General features: G+C 38.1%; 18 protein-coding genes and 1 riboswitch. Of the genes, 13 read left to right on the top strand and 5 right to left on the bottom strand.

Features of this window, described 5'->3' with window-relative positions:
• The first annotated feature begins 125 nt into the window (after nucleotides 1–125).
• The 4 genes from KQI94_RS05440 to KQI94_RS05455 all read left to right on the top strand — a co-directional run bounded on the left by KQI94_RS05440 (nucleotide 126) and on the right by KQI94_RS05455 (nucleotide 3,128).
• Nucleotides 126–896 (top strand): TatD family hydrolase, encoded by a 771-nt coding sequence (locus KQI94_RS05440; protein WP_002358846.1) that lies wholly within the window; start codon nucleotides 126–128, stop codon nucleotides 894–896.
• Nucleotides 893–1,477, top strand: a complete 585-nt coding sequence (gene rnmV, locus KQI94_RS05445) for a ribonuclease M5 (protein ID WP_002368172.1) — start codon at nucleotides 893–895, stop codon at nucleotides 1,475–1,477. Before KQI94_RS05440 ends, rnmV begins: the two co-directional genes overlap by 4 nt.
• A gap of 18 nt (nucleotides 1,478–1,495) precedes the next feature.
• Complete coding sequence (gene rsmA, locus KQI94_RS05450) at nucleotides 1,496–2,383, top strand: 16S rRNA (adenine(1518)-N(6)/adenine(1519)-N(6))-dimethyltransferase RsmA (protein WP_002358849.1); 888 nt, start codon at nucleotides 1,496–1,498, stop codon at nucleotides 2,381–2,383.
• 127 nt (nucleotides 2,384–2,510) lie between these two features.
• Nucleotides 2,511–3,128 carry a hypothetical protein gene (locus KQI94_RS05455; protein ID WP_002368174.1) on the top strand — a complete coding sequence of 206 codons (618 nt, stop codon included), beginning with the start codon at nucleotides 2,511–2,513 and terminating at the stop codon, nucleotides 3,126–3,128.
• A 49-nt stretch (nucleotides 3,129–3,177) separates the two neighbouring features.
• Here KQI94_RS05455 and ugpC read toward each other — a convergent pair whose 3' ends face one another.
• Nucleotides 3,178–4,281 carry a sn-glycerol-3-phosphate ABC transporter ATP-binding protein UgpC gene (gene ugpC / locus KQI94_RS05460; protein WP_002355822.1) on the bottom strand — a complete coding sequence of 368 codons (1,104 nt, stop codon included), beginning with the start codon at nucleotides 4,279–4,281 and terminating at the stop codon, nucleotides 3,178–3,180.
• Nucleotides 4,282–4,466: 185 nt separating this feature from the next.
• Between ugpC and mgsA the strand changes: the two genes are divergently transcribed.
• Together mgsA and KQI94_RS05470 are read left to right on the top strand one after the other, a co-directional pair.
• Nucleotides 4,467–4,889: a methylglyoxal synthase gene (gene mgsA / locus KQI94_RS05465; protein WP_002355823.1), complete on the top strand. Its 423-nt coding sequence runs from the start codon at nucleotides 4,467–4,469 to the stop codon at nucleotides 4,887–4,889.
• A 66-nt stretch (nucleotides 4,890–4,955) separates the two neighbouring features.
• Nucleotides 4,956–5,123, top strand: a riboswitch (THF riboswitch).
• A gap of 30 nt (nucleotides 5,124–5,153) precedes the next feature.
• Nucleotides 5,154–5,702: a folate family ECF transporter S component gene (locus tag KQI94_RS05470; protein ID WP_002385065.1), complete on the top strand. Its 549-nt coding sequence runs from the start codon at nucleotides 5,154–5,156 to the stop codon at nucleotides 5,700–5,702.
• Nucleotides 5,703–5,753: 51 nt separating this feature from the next.
• Here the strand turns inward: KQI94_RS05470 and KQI94_RS05475 are convergent, their stop codons facing one another.
• Both KQI94_RS05475 and KQI94_RS05480 read right to left on the bottom strand, forming a co-directional pair.
• Nucleotides 5,754–7,520, bottom strand: coding sequence for an ABC transporter ATP-binding protein (locus KQI94_RS05475; protein ID WP_002368175.1), 1,767 nt, complete (start codon nucleotides 7,518–7,520; stop codon nucleotides 5,754–5,756).
• Complete coding sequence (locus tag KQI94_RS05480) at nucleotides 7,510–9,237, bottom strand: ABC transporter ATP-binding protein (RefSeq protein WP_002368176.1); 1,728 nt, start codon at nucleotides 9,235–9,237, stop codon at nucleotides 7,510–7,512. The genes KQI94_RS05475 and KQI94_RS05480 overlap by 11 nt, the downstream gene beginning before the upstream one ends.
• Before the next feature lie 125 nt (nucleotides 9,238–9,362).
• Between KQI94_RS05480 and KQI94_RS05485 the strand changes: the two genes are divergently transcribed.
• The 3 genes from KQI94_RS05485 to KQI94_RS05495 all read left to right on the top strand — a co-directional run bounded on the left by KQI94_RS05485 (nucleotide 9,363) and on the right by KQI94_RS05495 (nucleotide 12,259).
• Nucleotides 9,363–10,130, top strand: a complete 768-nt coding sequence (locus KQI94_RS05485) for a putative ABC transporter permease (protein WP_002387023.1) — start codon at nucleotides 9,363–9,365, stop codon at nucleotides 10,128–10,130.
• 248 nt (nucleotides 10,131–10,378) lie between these two features.
• Entirely contained in the window at nucleotides 10,379–11,599 is a 1,221-nt protein-coding gene (locus tag KQI94_RS05490; protein WP_002390388.1) for a 3D domain-containing protein, read from the top strand.
• A 96-nt stretch (nucleotides 11,600–11,695) separates the two neighbouring features.
• Nucleotides 11,696–12,259 (top strand): GNAT family N-acetyltransferase, encoded by a 564-nt coding sequence (locus KQI94_RS05495; RefSeq protein WP_002355832.1) that lies wholly within the window; start codon nucleotides 11,696–11,698, stop codon nucleotides 12,257–12,259.
• 45 nt (nucleotides 12,260–12,304) lie between these two features.
• Here KQI94_RS05495 and KQI94_RS05500 read toward each other — a convergent pair whose 3' ends face one another.
• A complete protein-coding gene (locus KQI94_RS05500) occupies nucleotides 12,305–12,829 on the bottom strand; it encodes a hypothetical protein (RefSeq protein WP_002355833.1) in 525 nt (174 codons plus the stop codon).
• A gap of 51 nt (nucleotides 12,830–12,880) precedes the next feature.
• A complete protein-coding gene (locus KQI94_RS05505) occupies nucleotides 12,881–13,750 on the bottom strand; it encodes a Cof-type HAD-IIB family hydrolase (protein ID WP_002383369.1) in 870 nt (289 codons plus the stop codon).
• 133 nt (nucleotides 13,751–13,883) lie between these two features.
• Between KQI94_RS05505 and KQI94_RS05510 the strand changes: the two genes are divergently transcribed.
• The 4 genes from KQI94_RS05510 (at nucleotide 13,884) to KQI94_RS05525 (ending at nucleotide 16,852) form a co-directional block, all read left to right on the top strand.
• On the top strand, nucleotides 13,884–14,564 hold the full coding sequence (locus tag KQI94_RS05510) for a uracil-DNA glycosylase (protein ID WP_002368179.1): 681 nt from the start codon (nucleotides 13,884–13,886) through the stop codon (nucleotides 14,562–14,564).
• Nucleotides 14,565–14,718: 154 nt separating this feature from the next.
• Entirely contained in the window at nucleotides 14,719–15,702 is a 984-nt protein-coding gene (gene pta, locus KQI94_RS05515; protein ID WP_002355836.1) for a phosphate acetyltransferase, read from the top strand.
• Nucleotides 15,703–15,843: 141 nt separating this feature from the next.
• Nucleotides 15,844–16,338: a tRNA (adenosine(37)-N6)-threonylcarbamoyltransferase complex ATPase subunit type 1 TsaE gene (gene tsaE / locus KQI94_RS05520; RefSeq protein WP_002387026.1), complete on the top strand. Its 495-nt coding sequence runs from the start codon at nucleotides 15,844–15,846 to the stop codon at nucleotides 16,336–16,338.
• Complete coding sequence (locus KQI94_RS05525; RefSeq protein WP_216454330.1) at nucleotides 16,331–16,852, top strand: GNAT family protein; 522 nt, start codon at nucleotides 16,331–16,333, stop codon at nucleotides 16,850–16,852. The genes tsaE and KQI94_RS05525 overlap by 8 nt, the downstream gene beginning before the upstream one ends.
• The last annotated feature ends 112 nt before the right edge of the window (nucleotides 16,853–16,964 follow it).

Genomic DNA, 16,964 nt, shown 5'->3' on the forward strand with positions numbered 1-16,964 from the left:
GTATACGTTACTTTTAGCATAAATGCAAGCGCTGTTTATGAGGAAATGGCGAATCTTGTCGCCTAGTCATTCAGATTTTTCAAGAAATATGATAAAGTAGAGAGGAGATAAAGGAGGCAATCATAATGATTTTTGATACACATACACATTTGAATGCAGAACAATTTAATGATGATATTCCAGAAACGATTGCACATGCCCAAGAATTGGGTGTTACAGAGATGGCCGTGGTCGGTTTTGATGAACCAACGATTGAAAAATCTCTTTTACTTAGTCAGGAATATGCCAATATTTATAGTATCATTGGTTGGCATCCAACAGAAGCGGGTAGCTATACGCCAGAGGTTGAACGACGATTACAAGAACAATTAACGTTGCCAAAAATTGTCGCATTAGGTGAAATCGGTCTTGATTATTACTGGATGGAGGATCCTAAAGAGGTGCAAGAAAAAGTCTTTCGCCGTCAAATTGCGATTGCTCGGGAAATGAATTTACCGTTTAGTGTGCATACGAGAGAGGCATTAGAAGATACCTATCGAATTTTAAAAGATGAAAAAATTTCAGATATTGGTGGAATCATGCATAGTTTCAGTGGTGATGCCGAGTGGATGAAGAAATTTTTAGATTTAGGTTTGCATATTTCTTTTAGTGGAGTCGTAACGTTTAAAAAGGCGTTGGATGTTCAAGAAGCGGCGATGGCGGTACCACTTGAACGAATGTTGGTGGAAACAGATGCACCCTATTTAGCCCCGGTTCCTTATCGTGGTAAACGGAATGAACCAGGCTATACACGATACGTAGTGGAAAAAATTGCTGAATTGCGTCAACTAACCTTTGAAGAAGTGGCAGAACAAACGAGAGTCAACGCTCATCGCTTGTTTCGGATAGATAAATGAAGGAAAAAATGAAAGTTGCAGAAATCATTGTCGTTGAAGGAAAAGACGACACACGCCGCATTCAAGAGGTAGTTGCAGCGGATACGATTGAAACGATTGGCTCTGCTATCAATGATGAAATTTTGACACAAATTGAACACGCACAAGAAACGAGAGGCGTGATTATTTTTACAGATCCAGACTATTCGGGCGAAAAAATTCGTAAAACAATAATGGAAGTTGTCCCTGATGCAAAGCATGCTTTTTTATCAAGAAAAGTCGCAGTGCCTAAAAAAAATGGCGGTAGCCTAGGGGTTGAACATGCTAGTGATGAAGCAATTATTGAAGCATTAAAAAAAGTCGTAACACCTGTTCAAGCTGGTGAAGACTATCAAGAAATTCCTAGACAAACACTAGTTGAATATGGTTTAATAGCGGGAGCAAATGCAAAAAAATACCGTGAATTATTAGGAGATGACCTAAGAATTGGCTATACAAATAGCAAACAGTTAGTCAAACGGTTAAGCATGTTTCGGATTACAGAAGCAGAATTGAAAGAAAGCATGACACGTATTTTAAAAGAACTTGCAAACGAAGAATAACTACATGGAGGAACAAGCGTGACGGACTATAAAGAAATTGCCACACCATCCAGAACCAAAGAAATATTAAAAAAGCATGGATTTTCATTTAAAAAGAGTTTAGGTCAAAATTTTTTGACAGAGCCTAATATTTTAAGAAAAATTGTAGAAACAGCGGGAATTAATCAGCAGACAAATGTTGTCGAAGTCGGGCCTGGAATTGGTGCATTAACAGAGCAATTAGCAATGAACGCAGCCCAAGTTGTGGCCTTTGAAATTGATGATCGCTTGATACCTGTCTTAGCGGATACCTTAAGTCGCTATGATAATGTGACAGTGGTGCATCAAGATGTTTTAAAAGCTGATTTGGTCGAGACAACCAACCAAGTTTTTCAAGAGAAGTATCCGATTAAAGTGGTGGCTAACCTACCTTACTATATTACTACGCCAATTATGATGCATTTTTTAGAATCTTCTTTAGATGTAGCCGAAATGGTTGTGATGATGCAAAAAGAGGTCGCTGATCGAATTGCTGCTAAACCTGGAACGAAAGCTTATGGCTCATTATCAATTGCTGTCCAATATTTTATGGAAGCAAGTGTCGCCTTTATTGTGCCAAAAACGGTTTTTGTGCCGCAGCCCAATGTTGACTCGGCGATTATTAAATTGACGCGCCGTGCTACACCAGCAGTGACAGTGACCAATGAAAAAGAATTTTTCAAATTAACCAAAGCCAGTTTCCAATTAAGACGTAAAACATTGTGGAATAACTTAACGCATTTTTATGGGAAAGATGAACAAACGGTGGCTTGGCTAAAAGAGAGCCTAGCTGAAGCAGAAATTGATCCTTCTAGACGTGGTGAAACATTGTCTTTAGAAGAATTCGCTCGTTTAAGTAATGCTTTAGAAAAAAATAAACCAGTATAAAAAAGAACTTTCTGTTATTTATGAGAAATAACAGAAAGTTCTTTTATGTGTCTTGACACATTGCGGCTGTTCAGCTACACTTGAGAAAAACAAAAAGGTGTCATGACACCTTTAGGAGGCAGTTTTAATGAAAACAAACTCAGTAAAACGTTTAACAATTTCAGCACTTTTAATTGCAATGGGGATTATCATTCCAATGGTTATGCCAAGAATTACCATTGGTCCAGCCAGTTTTACATTAGCAAGTCACGTCCCAGTTTTTATTGCCATGTTTATTTCTCCAGTGGTGGCAATTGCGGTTAGTCTAGGAACAGGTTTTGGTTTTTTCTTATCCGCAACACCGATTATTGCTTTGCGGGCCTTATCTCATTTGATTTTTGCAGTCATTGGCGCAGTGATTTTACAAAAGCATCCAGAAATTTTAATTAATAAAGAGGGGAAATTCACTTTATTAAATGGGAAATTACAGTTGTTTAACGTGGGAATTGGAGTGATTCATTCCGCTGCCGAGCTAGTGGTTGTTTCTGTATTTTACACAATGGGCAACTTGCCAGGAACCTATTATGCAGCCGGCTTCATGTATTCTATTTTTCTTTTGATGGGCGTTGGTGGATTAATTCATAGTTTGGTGGATTTCAGTATTGCCTACTTTTTAGCAAGTACCTTAAGTAAACATGTAGATATTCCAACTTTTACAGAAGCGAAACAACCCAAAGTGATAAAGAAGAAGGTTAAATTAGCATAAAGAGAAACAATCGAGGCATCCGTCATTGTGACGGATGCCTCGAGATTTTTTATTTAATGACTTCTTCTGTTTGAGGGTCGAAGAAATGTCCTTTGTTAATATCAAAAGCTAAGTCAATCATTTCACCAGGATGGTGGAAGTCACGAGCATCTACTTTTGAGATAAACTCTGTATCACCAATTTTTGTATAAAGCATGGATTCAGCCCCTAATAATTCAGAAACAACGACTTCAGATTTAATCACCGCATCTTTCATTGCTGTTAAAGCCACTTGTTCGCTATGAATATCTTCTGGACGAATACCGAAAATTAATTCTTTGCCTTCATAACCATGTTCAACAAGCTCTTTGTTTCTTCCTTCAGGAATTGCTAGTTTTAAGCCATGTTGGTTAGAAATAACCCCATTGTTTAAGGTAACTTTGAAGAAATTCATGGCAGGTGAGCCGATGAACCCAGCTACGAACATATTTTTAGGTGTATTGTAAACTTCTTTTGGTGAACCAATTTGTTGAATAAAGCCATCTTTCATAATTACGATTCGATCAGCCATGGTCATCGCTTCGGTTTGGTCATGTGTCACATAAATTGTCGTAGTTTCTAAACGTTGGTGTAGTTTAGCGATTTCAGCACGCATGGCTACACGTAATTTTGCATCCAAGTTTGATAAAGGTTCATCCATTAAAAAGACTTTGGCATCACGAACAATTGCCCGGCCAAGTGCAACACGTTGGCGTTGTCCACCAGAAAGCGCCGCAGGTTTACGTTGTAAGTACTCTGTTAAGCCCAGAATATCCGCAGCATTTTCCACCCGTTTTTTAATTTCAGCTTTATCATATTTTCTTAGTTTTAAACCAAAGGCCATGTTATCAAAAACAGTCATATGCGGGTAAAGCGCATAGTTTTGGAAAACCATGGCAATATCACGATCTTTCGGTGCAACGTCATTCATGACTTTGTCCCCAATTGATAATTCACCTTCAGTAATATCTTCTAAGCCAGCAATCATGCGCAATGTTGTTGATTTACCGCAACCAGAAGGTCCGACAAAGACGATAAATTCACGGTCTGTAATTTCTAAGTTAAAATCTGTAACAGAATAATGTTCTGCATTGTCATATTTTTTATACACATTTCTAAGCGCCATTTCCACCATTTGATACGTCACTCTTTTCTTTTTGATTTGTTACTTACAGTTTAAATGAAAACGCTATCTTTCAGCAAGGGAGAGTTGCACAAGAAAAAGAAGACTTTTTCGTCAAGATGACAAAGGACAAACACTCTCAGCGGATTTATCGCTAAACTTTTGTTATAATATAACAAAGACAGGAGTTGGATAACATGAAAATCGCTTTAATCGCTCATGATCGTAAAAAAACATTAATGATCAAACTAGCAACCGCTTATAAACATATTTTAGAAAAACATGAATTGTATGCAACAGGAACGACAGGCATGAAAGTGATGGAAGCAACTGGCCTACCCGTGCATTGCTTTAAATCAGGGCCATTAGGAGGGGATCAACAGATTGGCGCAATGATATCAGAAGACAACATTGATTTAGTTATTTTTTTAAGAGATCCTCTTTCCGCGCAACCGCATGAACCAGACGTGACGGCTTTGATTCGTCTAAGTGATGTCTATGAAATTCCTTTAGCGACCAATATCGGCAGTGCTGAAATTCTTTTGAGAGGTGTCGAGGCGGGGTTTGCGGACTTCCGTGAGGTTATCCATGAAGGGGATCGTCGACCGTTAGCTTTTTAGAGAACCTTAATGGTTATTTTGACTATTTTGTGGTATATTTTATGAGGACTTTTGTCCAAATAAAATAACAGAGTAGGAGACAAAGCGTTAAGTGCTAAAAGGATGGGATGTTGCCTTTTGGACGAAGAACATAAACAGTGTGTTGCTAGAAAGCAAAGGTTCTTATTTTGCTTATCATCAGAACAACACGTTCAGCTTTTTGATGTTCGCGGTTTTGTTTTCGCATTCGCTGCATGGTTCGTCATGTAGCAGCTCTTAGAGGAGATGCTAAAAATGACAAAGAAAAAATTTGGCACAAAATCCATTGCGTTAATGGGCGTACTCATTGCGGTGGTCGTTGTCTTTTCACGCTTTTTTGCGTATGAAACAACGTTTTTAAAAATCAGTTTCACGTTTATTCCAGAATCATTGATTGGGATGATTTTCGGACCTTTTTGGGCTGGAATCGGCACGGCGGTGGCTGATGTGGTAGGAATGCTGCTTTTTCCAAAGGCAGGCTATTTTCCTGGGTTTACTTTAAATGCCTTTTTGGCTGGTGCTATTTATGGTTATTTCTATTATAAGAAAGAAATGACATGGCAACGAGTGATTTTGGCGACATTGTTGGTCACCGTTTTAATTAATATCATTTTAACTCCTTTGTGGTTAAGTTTAATGTATGGAGTCAATCTAGCAAATTTTGCTTGGTGGGTGCCACGCTTAATTAAAACAGTTATTTTCTTTCCCATTCAAGTAATTGCCACTTATTATTTAGGCAATAAAATTCCCTTTAAACGTTTATTTGGGAAACCATTATCTGAATTAGATCAATAAATTTAAAATTAAAAGAGTCACTTTTCATCATCCCAGAAAAGTGACTCTTTTTTATTGTGCTTTTTGATTAAACTGCGCTTCGTAAAGGTCACGATAATAACCCTGTTCTTTTTGCAATAATTCGTCATGGGTGCCAATTTCAACTACTTGACCGTTGTCCATAACTAGAATTTTTTCAGCACTTTTGATTGTTGCTAAGCGATGGGCAATAACAAAACTGGTCCGGCCAGTCATCATTTGTAAAAAAGCATCCTGAATTTTTTGCTCGGTCAATGTATCAACTGAACTGGTCGCTTCATCTAAAATAAGCATCGGCGGATTACTAATCATCGTGCGTGCAATAGTCATTAATTGTCGTTGTCCTTCAGAAATTTTAACGCCTTGGGAACCAATCTGAGTATCTAGTCCTTGAGGTAAACGCATGACGAAATCAAAAATATGGGCTTTTTTCATGGCTTCTATAATTTCTTCGTCAGAGGCTTCAGGATTCCCGTACGTTAAATTTTCCCGAATGGAACTATCGAATAGCCAAGTATCTTGGAGAACCATACCAAAACTTTTTCGTAAGCTGTCCCGAGTAATTTGAGTAATGTCGTGAGTATCAACCGTAATTTGATCATGGTCGACCTCGTAAAAGCGCATTAACAAATTCACTAATGTTGATTTACCCGCACCAGTTCGCCCAACAATGGCAATTGTTTCTCCTGGTTCAGCAATTAAATTAAAGTTTTCGATTAAAGGTCGCGTCGGCGTGTAAGAAAAATCAACGTCTTTAAATTCAACACGGCCTCGCGCTTCTTTCAAAACAATTGCGTTCGGGACATCAGGACGTTCAACTGGTTGATCCATCATATCAAAGGTACGTTCCAATCCAGCTAAGGCTGCTTGGATTTGGTTGGTGATTCCTGAGAGTTCAATAAAAGGTTTAGAAAATTGACTAGAGTAAATGGTGAAACTGGAAATAACACCAACTGTGACTAAAGGATTGCCACTTAAAACTAACAAGCCACCGACTAATCCAATCGATAAATAAGATAAATGGTCGATAAATCGAGAAAGTGGGTTGGTTAAGGAGGAAGAAAACTGAGCCTTCTGTCCTTTTTCATACAACGTTTGATTCAATGCTTCAAATGTTTCTTGCGTAGCTTGTTCTTGTTGAAAGGCTTTAACAATTTTTTGGTTGCCAACCATTTCTGAAACGAAGCCGGAAATTTCACCAACAATCGTTTGTTGTGCAGCAAAGTTTTTTTGTGAAGCTTTTGCAACAAGCCAGTTTACAATAAAAATAATCGGCGTACTGATAAGAACCACTAATGTGAGCAGGGGACTTAGCCGAATCATAAAGAGCAAAGCAACAACGACGGTGGCCATGCCGGAAAATAATTGGTTGAAGACAGCCGAGCAAGCCATTGAAATATTGTCAATATCGTTGGTAAAGCGACTGACGATATTTCCGTGTGACGTTTGGTCATAATAACTTAACGGTAATTGATTTAAATGGGCAAAGGCATCTTTTCTCAGCTGTGTGGTCGATAAATAAGACACGCGATTACCGAGACGTTGAATCAGCCATTGACTTAGAACGGTTACGAGTAAAATCCCTGCTAATAAACCTAAAATTTTGATGAGTTGTGCAGCATTGACTTGTCCTTTACCAACCATTGTATCAACGGATTTACCTATATAATAAGTCATGAGGACAGTCGAAAAACCACTGAGAATTCCTAGGATTAAGGCGCCGATAATTTCTTTTGGATAGCGTAGTAAATACGGCTTAAAACGTGAGAAGGCACCAAAATGAATTTTTTTAGTTTGCATGGGTATCCTCCTCCTGTGACGCAACGATTTCTTGATACTCTTTAGAAGAAGTAAGTAATTCTTCGTGGGTGCCAAGGCCAGCGACTTTTCCACTATCTAGGACTAAAATTTGATTCGCCGTTGCAATCGAACTCACGCGTTGTGAAATTAAAATAACGGTTGTCTCTGCTCGTTCTTTTTGTAAAGCACGGCGCAGGTTCAAATCTGTTTGATAGTCGAGGGCACTCAAGGAATCATCTAAAATAAGTAAATGCGGTTTCCTAATCAAGGCACGGGCAATGGTCAACCGTTGTCTTTGTCCACCAGAAAAGTTTTTTCCGCCTTCGTTAACAGGCGTGTCTAACCCTTGGTCTAATTGTTCAACAAATTCTTTACATTGGGCGATAGCTAATGCTTCCCAACAGTCTTCATCAGTTGCATTTGGTTTGCCCCATTGTAAGTTTTCTCGAATAGTCCCTGTAAATAAGACGGCAGTTTGTGGGACACTTGCCACTTGTTGGCGTAAAGTAAAGAGCGGCCAATCGCGCACATTTATACCATTAATAAAAAGGTTTCCTGCACTCACATCATAAAATCTGGGAATGAGTTGGGTTAAGGTACTTTTCCCGCTGCCGGTAGGTCCTGTGATGCCGAGAATTGAGCCTTTAGGAATCGTGAAATTGATATTTTCCAAAGCCAAACCGGCCTCTGGTTCATAGCGAAAATCTACATGGTCAAAGGTAATATCACCAAATTGTGGAGATGTTTTTGCTGATTCTGGTGTATCTGTTAACTGGCTTTCTACAGTTAAAACCGCATTGACACGGTTTGCGGAAGCGGCGGCTCGCGTAAAAATTACCACGAGATTAGAAGCAACAATTAAAGCGAGCATCATTTGATTCATATAATTGATCAATGCTAAAACTTCCCCTTGTTGCAAGGAACCAAAAGAAACTTTTAAGCCACTAAAATAAAGTAAAAATAAAATTCCAACATTCATAATCAAAGTGGTTAAAGGCGTTAATAAAGCAGAAACATTCGATACGCGAATGTAAATATCGCCTAAATCATCTGAAGCTTTATCAACATGTCGTTGCTCTGTTTCCTTTCTAGCAAACGCACGGATTACACGGACACCGCTTAAGTTTTGACTAATTTGACGGTTTAACCGATCCAAATATTCTTGGACTTTTTGATATAAAGGCACAGTCACTTTAATGATAATAAAGAGAATAAGGCTGAAAATTGGTAAAAGTAATAGGAAAAGAAAGCCCATCTGCACGTCAATGTAAAAAGCCATGACCACAGAACCGATACTTAAAAAAGGTGTCCGAATGACCAACCGAATAAACATCGCTAAAGCCAATTGAAGCTGGTTGATATCGTTTGTGATCCGGGTGATGAGGGTATCTGTACCAAAACTATTCAATTCTTTGTGTGAAAGCTGATTAATTTTCTTCATTAATTGATTTCTTAGCTCTGTCCCAAAGCCTTGCGAAGCGACTGAAGCATAATATTGACAAATCATGACAAAAAATAAACCAACTAACGACATAACAAGCATCCAGAGGGCCATTTCTATGACAGTCTGTCGGTCGTTTTGACGAATACCGACATCGACTAAGTGAGCCATGAATAAGGGCAAGACTAACTCGAAACAAGCTTCTAAAAATTTGAAGACTGGACCGAGGATAATTTGTTTTCGATAATTTTTTGCGTATTTCAATAAACCAAACATAAGATTCCTCCCTTTGCTGCTCTCATTGTAGCTTAATCTTTCAATGAAAGAAAGTTGTTCGCTACATTTTCTCAACTTCTGTTAAAATAGAAGAAAAGCGCAAAGAAGTGGAGTGTGACAGAAACGTGGAAAAAATGAGTCAGGTTATTTTGTTATTTTTTATTTATTCCTTTATCGGTTGGTTATGGGAAACGGTGTATTGTTCATTAAAAGCCAAAAAATTTGTTTATCGAGGATTTTTGGTAGGGCCCTATTGTCCTATTTATGGATTTGGGGTCTTAAGCGTTCTCTATTTTGTGGAACCCTTTGAGAACAATCTCTTGGTATTGTATGTCGGATCGGCTGTTTTAGTGACGATTTTAGAATATGTCACTAGTTATGGCTTGGAAAAATTGTTTCATGCCTCTTGGTGGGATTATCATGATGTACCTTTTAATTTAAACGGTCGCGTGGCTTTACCGGTTTCTCTTTTTTGGGGATTGGGTTGTGTCTTGATTGTCAAAGTTATTCAACCAGAAATCGCCAAAGTTGTCAGTTTTTTACAAGCAACCTTTGGCAACTACTTAGCACTTTGCATAGTGATTGTAATGGGGCTTGACTTAATTTATACGTTGCTGAACATGCAAGGTTTCAAAAAACTTATTACCGAGATGGGCCAAACGTTGGAAACGAACCAACAAGAATTTAAGCAACGGTTGAACACAAAAATGGAAATCGCTACAGCTGATTGGCAGAAGTTAAAAGAACGAACCAAAAAAGAGCATTTCCAAAATCGGTTAAATTTCCAACAACGTCGTTTTATTAACAATTACCCAAAACTAACTTTAAAAAACATTAAAAATTCCAAAGAAGTTCGGCATCTCTTAGAAGATTTGAAGAAAAAGGGCCAATAATTAACAAAAAATATTACAAAATATTTCAATCAATGGTCTAATGGGATGAAAAAAAGAAAAATCGTCAAAAGCTAGTTTTTAAGGCGTCTTAAGAAATTCTTAAAGAATTGAGATAGAAATGGACTAATGAATAAACGCAGGATAAAAAAAGAGTTGCATTTAAATTGTAACAAATTGTAACATGATTGAAATAAAACAAGCCCTCCTGACTAGTATAATGAGTAGGTGTTTTAGATAAGTTAGGAAAGGTGTTGGATTTAGTGAAGGTTAAAAAGTTGATACCATTTTTAACAACAATGATGCTTATCAATTTTGGACTTCCAGTCGCTGCGGCAGCAGAATCACTTGATTCGTTGCAAGAAAAAGAAGCGCAAGCGAAACAATCTGGGGAGTTAATTAGTAAAGAAATCAATTCAGCCTTAGACGATGTAAATGCTAAATATGCGGAAATCGAACGTTTAAAAACGCAAATTTCAAAAGCGGAAGATACGTTGAAAACTTCGAAAGAGGAAATAGAAAAAACAGAAAAAAATATTTCTCGTCGTAAAGAAGCTGTTGGCGATCGTATGAAGGATATTCAATTAAATGGCGACCAACGTACTTGGCAAGCCTTATTAGATGCAGAAAATTTATCAGATTTCTTTAATCGGGCCTACGCCATGACCGTTTTACAAAACTTTGAACGGGAAAAGATTGAAAGCTTAACTAGCGAAAAAGAAAAATTAGCTGCATTACAAGAAAAAGTTGAAAATACGCAAACAACTTTAAAACAAAATGAAGAGAAATTACAAGTTGAAGCTTCTTCAATGAATAATAAAGTCTCTGAGTTAAAAGAAAAAATGGCGAATAATGAAGAATTATTGGCTCAAATTTCGACAGACAAACAAAAAGAGCAACAACGCTTAGTCAGCGAAAAAGCAGCAGCTGAGGCACAGAAAAAACGTGCGGCAGAAACTGCCAAAGCAGAAGCAGCGAAGAAACAAGCAGCTGCCGACAAACAAGCGCAAGCAGATGCGGCGGCTAAACTAGAAGCCGAAGCTGCTGAAAAGTCAAGCAGTCAAGCATCAAGCTCTTCTACAAGTACGGAAAGCAGTAGCACTGAATCTTCAAGTTCTGCTAGTTCATCCGAATCGTCATCAACGCCAGAATCATCGACAGGTGAATCATCAACACCAGGAACTGGCTCTGGTCGTGTGCTTCAGATGGAATCGACTGCTTATTCTTGGCGCGAAGCTGGTGCGAGTAATCTAAGTGCTACTGGTATTGACTTAAGTAAACAAAGCAATGTAGTTGCAGTCGATCCAAGTGTAATTCCTCTAGGTTCATTAGTGAAAGTCTCTGGTTATGGCTTTGCTATTGCTGGGGATACAGGTGGCGCTATTCAAGGAAATATTATTGATGTTCATTTTGATTCAGTAGACCAATGCCGTCTTTGGGGACGACGTCAGGTTACAGTAGAAATTCAATAATAAATTTGTTATACTAAAGACAAGATAAAAGGAATTGGCTAAGTCAGTAATGATAGTAGCCAGTTCTTTTTTAGTTAAATGTAAAGGAGAATTACAATGATTCGCTCGGCAACAAAAGAAGACGGTCAAGCGATTGCTCGGCTGGTCTTAGTTATTTTAAAAGATATGGAGTTACCAATTTTAGAAGAAGTCTCAGAAGAACAAATGATTGACCTATTAGCAGAGGCAACGGCGTATCCAACCTATCGCTATGGCTATCAACGAATTTTAGTTTATGAACATGCAGGTGAAGTTGCAGGGATTGCTGTCGGCTATCCTGCAGAAGATGAAAAGATTATTGATGAACCTTTAAGAGAAGTCTTTAAAAAACATGGCTTAGCAGAAGATGTTCGGCTATTTATTGAAGAAGAAACCTTGCCTAATGAATGGTATTTAGACACGATCTCTGTGGATGAACGTTTCCGTGGAATGGGCATTGGTTCTAAGTTATTAGATGCTTTACCTGAAGTAGCCAAAGCTAGCGGGAAGCAAGCCTTGGGTCTAAATGTTGATTTTGACAATCCAGGGGCGAGAAAGTTATACGCAAGTAAAGGCTTTAAAGATGTCACAACAATGACTATTAGTGGTCACTTATACAATCATATGCAAAAAGAAGTGTAAAAATAACGAAGCTAAAGTCAATCACTTTAGCTTCGTTATTTTTCATTAATCCGTTAAAGGATCAAAATCTAATCCAAAATCATCGGAAGTTTTTTGTTTTTTCTTATTATATAACCAGTAGTCAAGGACAGCTGCTATACAGATGCACAACGGTGCGTCCTCATCATTGGCAACAGTTAAAACAAAATAGTCGCCTGTACAAAGCATGGTTTTATCCATTGACATAATTTTTTTATGGACTTGATAAATTGAATATTGATGCGCTTTGATATCACCAACAACTGCCCAGTGAAGGCCTTGAACATAATAGAAATCAGCATTCAAATTGAACAGTTTTCGTAGAGTACCCACTTTTTCAAAACGCTGATATAACTCAAATCGTGTACCAAAAGTCCAAGAAACTTGTTTAATACTGGCTAAAATTTCTCCGTTCATTGCATATAAAGAAAGCGCATCTCCTCGTGTACCCCAGCGCCCCACCAATAGAAAAAGTGAACGGCCTGCTTGGTCTTTCACGATGGTTCGCGTAACTTTTCCTAACTGTTGTTCTTGAATAAAAAATTCAGACACGACACGATCTCCTTTCTATATATAAATGAGTGCTGTAACTGGTAGTGCTTATTACAAATCTTCTCTTATTGCACGCAGGATGGCTTCGCCAACACCATTTTCTAAATTAGTGGCTGTTTCATATTTAGCGTATTCTTTTAATTCCAGTTCGGCATTGCCCATTGCAAAACTTACTCCGGCCCATTGAATCATGCTGACATCATTTAAATTATCACCAATAGTCATGACTTGTTCAGCGGGAATCCCACGTTCTTTAGCGACGCGCGCAACCGCAATCCCTTTTTGTGCTAGGCGGTGGTTAATTTCAATATTATTAAGCGCAGAAGAGGTAACAACCAAATCATCTAGTTCTTCTACTTCCATCCCAGCAGGACCTAATACTTTCGGCCCATCCATACTGAAGCCAATAATTTTAAGGACTTCAATCGAATCATCTTTTAAAATGTCGTCTAAACGATCAACATAGGTAATATGCAATAAAGATAGGTGTGCTGAAGCCATGGCAATCGCCACTTTATAAGTTAAATGGGGCATGGATTCTGCAATATGAGCGGCAAAGTTTTCAATTCTTTTTTCTTGATGTTCAGAAAAAATACCTTTATTTGTAGAGATTTCATAGTAAACATTGTGTTGACTCAAAATAGTTAGTACTTCTGTTACTGTTTCTTTTTCGATCCCAGCCGTGAAAAGTGAGTGTCCATCTTTGTCGAACACTTGGGCGCCGTTTAAAGTAATCATGGCGCAGTCAATTCCAGCTTCTTCTAACGCGGGTTTCGCTTCGGTATATGCGCGGCCAGTAGCAACCATAAATTCGATTCCTAAACGTTCCGCTTCGCGAATTGCTGAAGCGTTATCATTTGTGATGCTCATTTTTGCATCTAAAAGTGTTCCATCCATATCTGAAGCAATTAATTTAATCATCGATTCTCTACACCTCATTATCTATTTAAAGCTTACCTATAGTTTACCACGTTTTTCCAAGAGAAAGTACCCAGAAATTTCTTGTCAGGTTTGGAGAAATTCGTTATGCTTAGAGAGCGAAGGAGTGAGCATTATGAAAGAAATTATTCACAATAGTTGGCAAACCGTTTTATCTGCTGAATTTGAAAAACCGTATTATCAAGAATTGCGGGAATTTTTGAAAAAAGAATATCAGACACAAACGATTTATCCAGATATGTATCATTTATTTTCAGCGTTAGAACTAACCCCTTTTGAAGAAGTAAAAGTAGTAATTTTGGGACAAGATCCATATCATGGACCCAATCAAGCACACGGACTAAGTTTCTCTGTCCAGCCAGGTGTGAAAGTGCCGCCATCTCTTGCGAATATTTACAAAGAATTACAAGCTGATTTAGGGTACCAACCCGTCAACCATGGCTTTTTAGAAAGCTGGGCCAAACAAGGCGTGTTGTTATTAAATACTGTGTTGACCGTTCGGGCAGGTCAAGCCTATTCCCATCGAGGTAAAGGGTGGGAGCAACTGACAGATGTCATTATCGAAAAGTTGAATGCGCGTGAAAAACCCGTTGTTTTCATTTTATGGGGACGTCCAGCTCAAGAAAAAATTAAAATGATTGATACGACTCGTCATGTGATTATCAAATCGCCACACCCAAGTCCATTGTCAGCACATCGTGGTTTTTTTGGCTCACGTCCGTTTTCTCAAGCGAATGCTGCTCTAGAACGTTTAGGGGAAACGCCGATTGATTGGCAACTTCCTGAAACAGTGTAGTGTAACAGTGTATGCTGTTATAGTGTAGAAGAGTTAGTTTGTGAAAAGTTTATCGGAATATTGGTTTTTTGACTAATACAGCTAGAAAAAACTGTTATTTTCTTTGAGAATAGTGTATGATGGATTTTGTAAATATAAAACTGGAGGGTTTATCGTGGAATTATTCGATAGCTTAAAATTTAAAGTCGTACGCCGTAATATCAAAATTGTTTTCCCTGAAGCAACAGATCCTAGAATCTTAGGTGCTGCTGCCCGCTTAAAATCTGATGAATTAGTAGAACCAATCTTAATTGGTGATCCAACAGATATCGCAAATGCTGCTATGGCTCGTGGAATCAACACATCAAACTTTATTATTATCAACCCAAATGATTATGAAAAATGGGATGAAATGGTCGAAGCATTTGTTGAACGCCGTAATGGAAAAGCTACTAAAGAAGATGCTGAAAAAATCTTAAAAGATGTCAACTATTTCGGTACTATGTTAACTTACATGGGTATTGCTGATGGTATGGTTAGTGGTGCTATCCACTCAACAGGTGATACAGTTCGTCCTGCGTTACAAATCATTAAAACAAAACCAGGCGTGAGCCGTACAAGTGGTGCTTTCTTAATGATTCGTGGTCGTGACCAAGAAAGATATTTATTCTCAGACTGCGCGATTAACGTGAACCCAACTGCACAAGAATTAGCTGAAATTGCTGTTGATAGTGCTAAAACAGCTGAATTATTTGACATTGAACCTAAAGTTTCATTGTTAAGTTTTTCAACAAAAGGTTCTGCAAAAGCACCAGAAGTAACAAAAGTTGCTGAAGCTACAAAAATTGCGCAAGAATTAGCACCTGAATATGCGATTGATGGTGAATTACAATTTGATGCTTCTTATGTATCTTCTGTCGCACAATTAAAAGCGCCCAACTCAAAAGTTGCTGGAGAAGCAACAGTCTTTGTATTCCCAGATTTACAATCAGGAAACATTGGCTACAAAATTGCTCAACGTTTAGGTAACTTTGAAGCAATTGGCCCAATCTTACAAGGATTGAACAAACCAGTTTCTGATTTATCACGTGGTGCAAACGAAGAAGATGTTTATAAATTATCAATCATTACAGCTGCTCAAACATTAATGAACGACTAATTAACTATGTCGAAGCATGATAAATAAGCAAAGTAGAAGTTGAGGTTCCCAGGACACTTGGGCCTCAACTTTATTTTTTTGAAGCTGCCACTAGTCAACTTATTGAATTTTCGGTATACTTTCATACATAGATTCTTGCAGATGGGAGGCAAAAAAATGAACATTGTCCTGAACAATCCATTGGAAACAGAAGCAATTGCTAAAATCATTGGACAAAAGGCACAAGCTGGTGATGTAATTGTCCTGACTGGTGATTTAGGGGCCGGTAAGACGACAATGACGAAAGGGATTGCTTTAGGATTAGGCATTTCCCAAATGATTAAAAGTCCCACCTATACGATTATCCGCGAATATCCACAAGGACGACTTCCGTTATACCATATGGATGTTTACCGTGTTGAAGAGGGTGCGGATGAATTAGGGTTAGATGAGTATTTTGAAGGAGATGGGCTATCCGTTGTAGAATGGGGCAGCTTGATTGAAGAAGAATTGCCAGAAGATTATTTAGAAATTATTTTAAATAAAGATTCTCAAGAAGCTGACAAGAGAGTTCTTGAATTCCGCGGAACTGGTCCGTTGGCAGAAGAAAGAATAGCAGAGATTCTGAAAACGTGGGAGGCTCGCGAATATGACTGAACAAACATTTTCTATTCGAGAAGCAGTGCCTACTGATGCGGATCAATTACTATCTGTGATGTCAAAAATTGGGAGTGAAACGCCCTATTTGATAATGGATGAGCGAGGAATGGCCATGTCGACAACAGAATTGGCTGAAAATCTAGCAACACTCTATGAATCGCCAAATAATGTTTTATTGGTGGCATTAGCGGGAGAAGCGATCATTGGCACCGCTTCTGTGTCTGCTTCTTCTAAAAAGCGGATGGAGCATATTGGTGAAATTGGCATTAGTATTTTAAAAGAATACTGGGGCTATGGACTAGGCAGTATCCTAATGGAAGAACTTATTCGCTGGGCGCGTGAAAGTCATGTTATTCGTCGTTTGGAATTAACAGTACAGGATCGCAATCAACGAGCGATTCACGTCTATAAAAAAATAGGGTTTGAAACAGAAGCAATTATGCCTCGGGGCTCCAAAACAGACCAAGGTGAATTTTTAGATGTTCATTTAATGCGTTTGCTGATTGATTAATTATTGGTTAATAATTTTAATTTCTTAAATAATCGAACGATAATTGCATGAAAAAACAAAATTTTCGCAATTATCGTTTGTTTCATATTTATTTTTCTGATATTTTTGTTAT

Source organism: Enterococcus sp. S183_ASV_20 (assembly GCF_018919685.1).
In the GTDB taxonomy this organism is placed as follows: domain Bacteria; phylum Bacillota; class Bacilli; order Lactobacillales; family Enterococcaceae; genus Enterococcus; species Enterococcus faecalis.

Excerpts from the sequence above, each read along its gene's own strand:
- KQI94_RS05470 (WP_002385065.1), top strand. The coding sequence starts at position 5,154 with ATGCTAAAAATGACAAAGAAAAAATTTGGCACAAAATCCATTGCGTTA.
- ugpC (WP_002355822.1), bottom strand. The coding sequence starts at position 4,281 with ATGGTGGAAATGGCGCTTAGAAATGTGTATAAAAAATATGACAATGCA.
- mgsA (WP_002355823.1), top strand. The coding sequence starts at position 4,467 with ATGAAAATCGCTTTAATCGCTCATGATCGTAAAAAAACATTAATGATC.
- KQI94_RS05475 (WP_002368175.1), bottom strand. The coding sequence starts at position 7,520 with ATGCAAACTAAAAAAATTCATTTTGGTGCCTTCTCACGTTTTAAGCCG.
- KQI94_RS05495 (WP_002355832.1), top strand. The coding sequence starts at position 11,696 with ATGATTCGCTCGGCAACAAAAGAAGACGGTCAAGCGATTGCTCGGCTG.
- rnmV (WP_002368172.1), top strand. The coding sequence starts at position 893 with ATGAAGGAAAAAATGAAAGTTGCAGAAATCATTGTCGTTGAAGGAAAA.
- KQI94_RS05525 (WP_216454330.1), top strand. The coding sequence starts at position 16,331 with ATGACTGAACAAACATTTTCTATTCGAGAAGCAGTGCCTACTGATGCG.
- KQI94_RS05510 (WP_002368179.1), top strand. The coding sequence starts at position 13,884 with ATGAAAGAAATTATTCACAATAGTTGGCAAACCGTTTTATCTGCTGAA.
- KQI94_RS05505 (WP_002383369.1), bottom strand. The coding sequence starts at position 13,750 with ATGATTAAATTAATTGCTTCAGATATGGATGGAACACTTTTAGATGCA.
- KQI94_RS05455 (WP_002368174.1), top strand. The coding sequence starts at position 2,511 with ATGAAAACAAACTCAGTAAAACGTTTAACAATTTCAGCACTTTTAATT.
- tsaE (WP_002387026.1), top strand. The coding sequence starts at position 15,844 with ATGGGAGGCAAAAAAATGAACATTGTCCTGAACAATCCATTGGAAACA.
- KQI94_RS05440 (WP_002358846.1), top strand. The coding sequence starts at position 126 with ATGATTTTTGATACACATACACATTTGAATGCAGAACAATTTAATGAT.
- KQI94_RS05480 (WP_002368176.1), bottom strand. The coding sequence starts at position 9,237 with ATGTTTGGTTTATTGAAATACGCAAAAAATTATCGAAAACAAATTATC.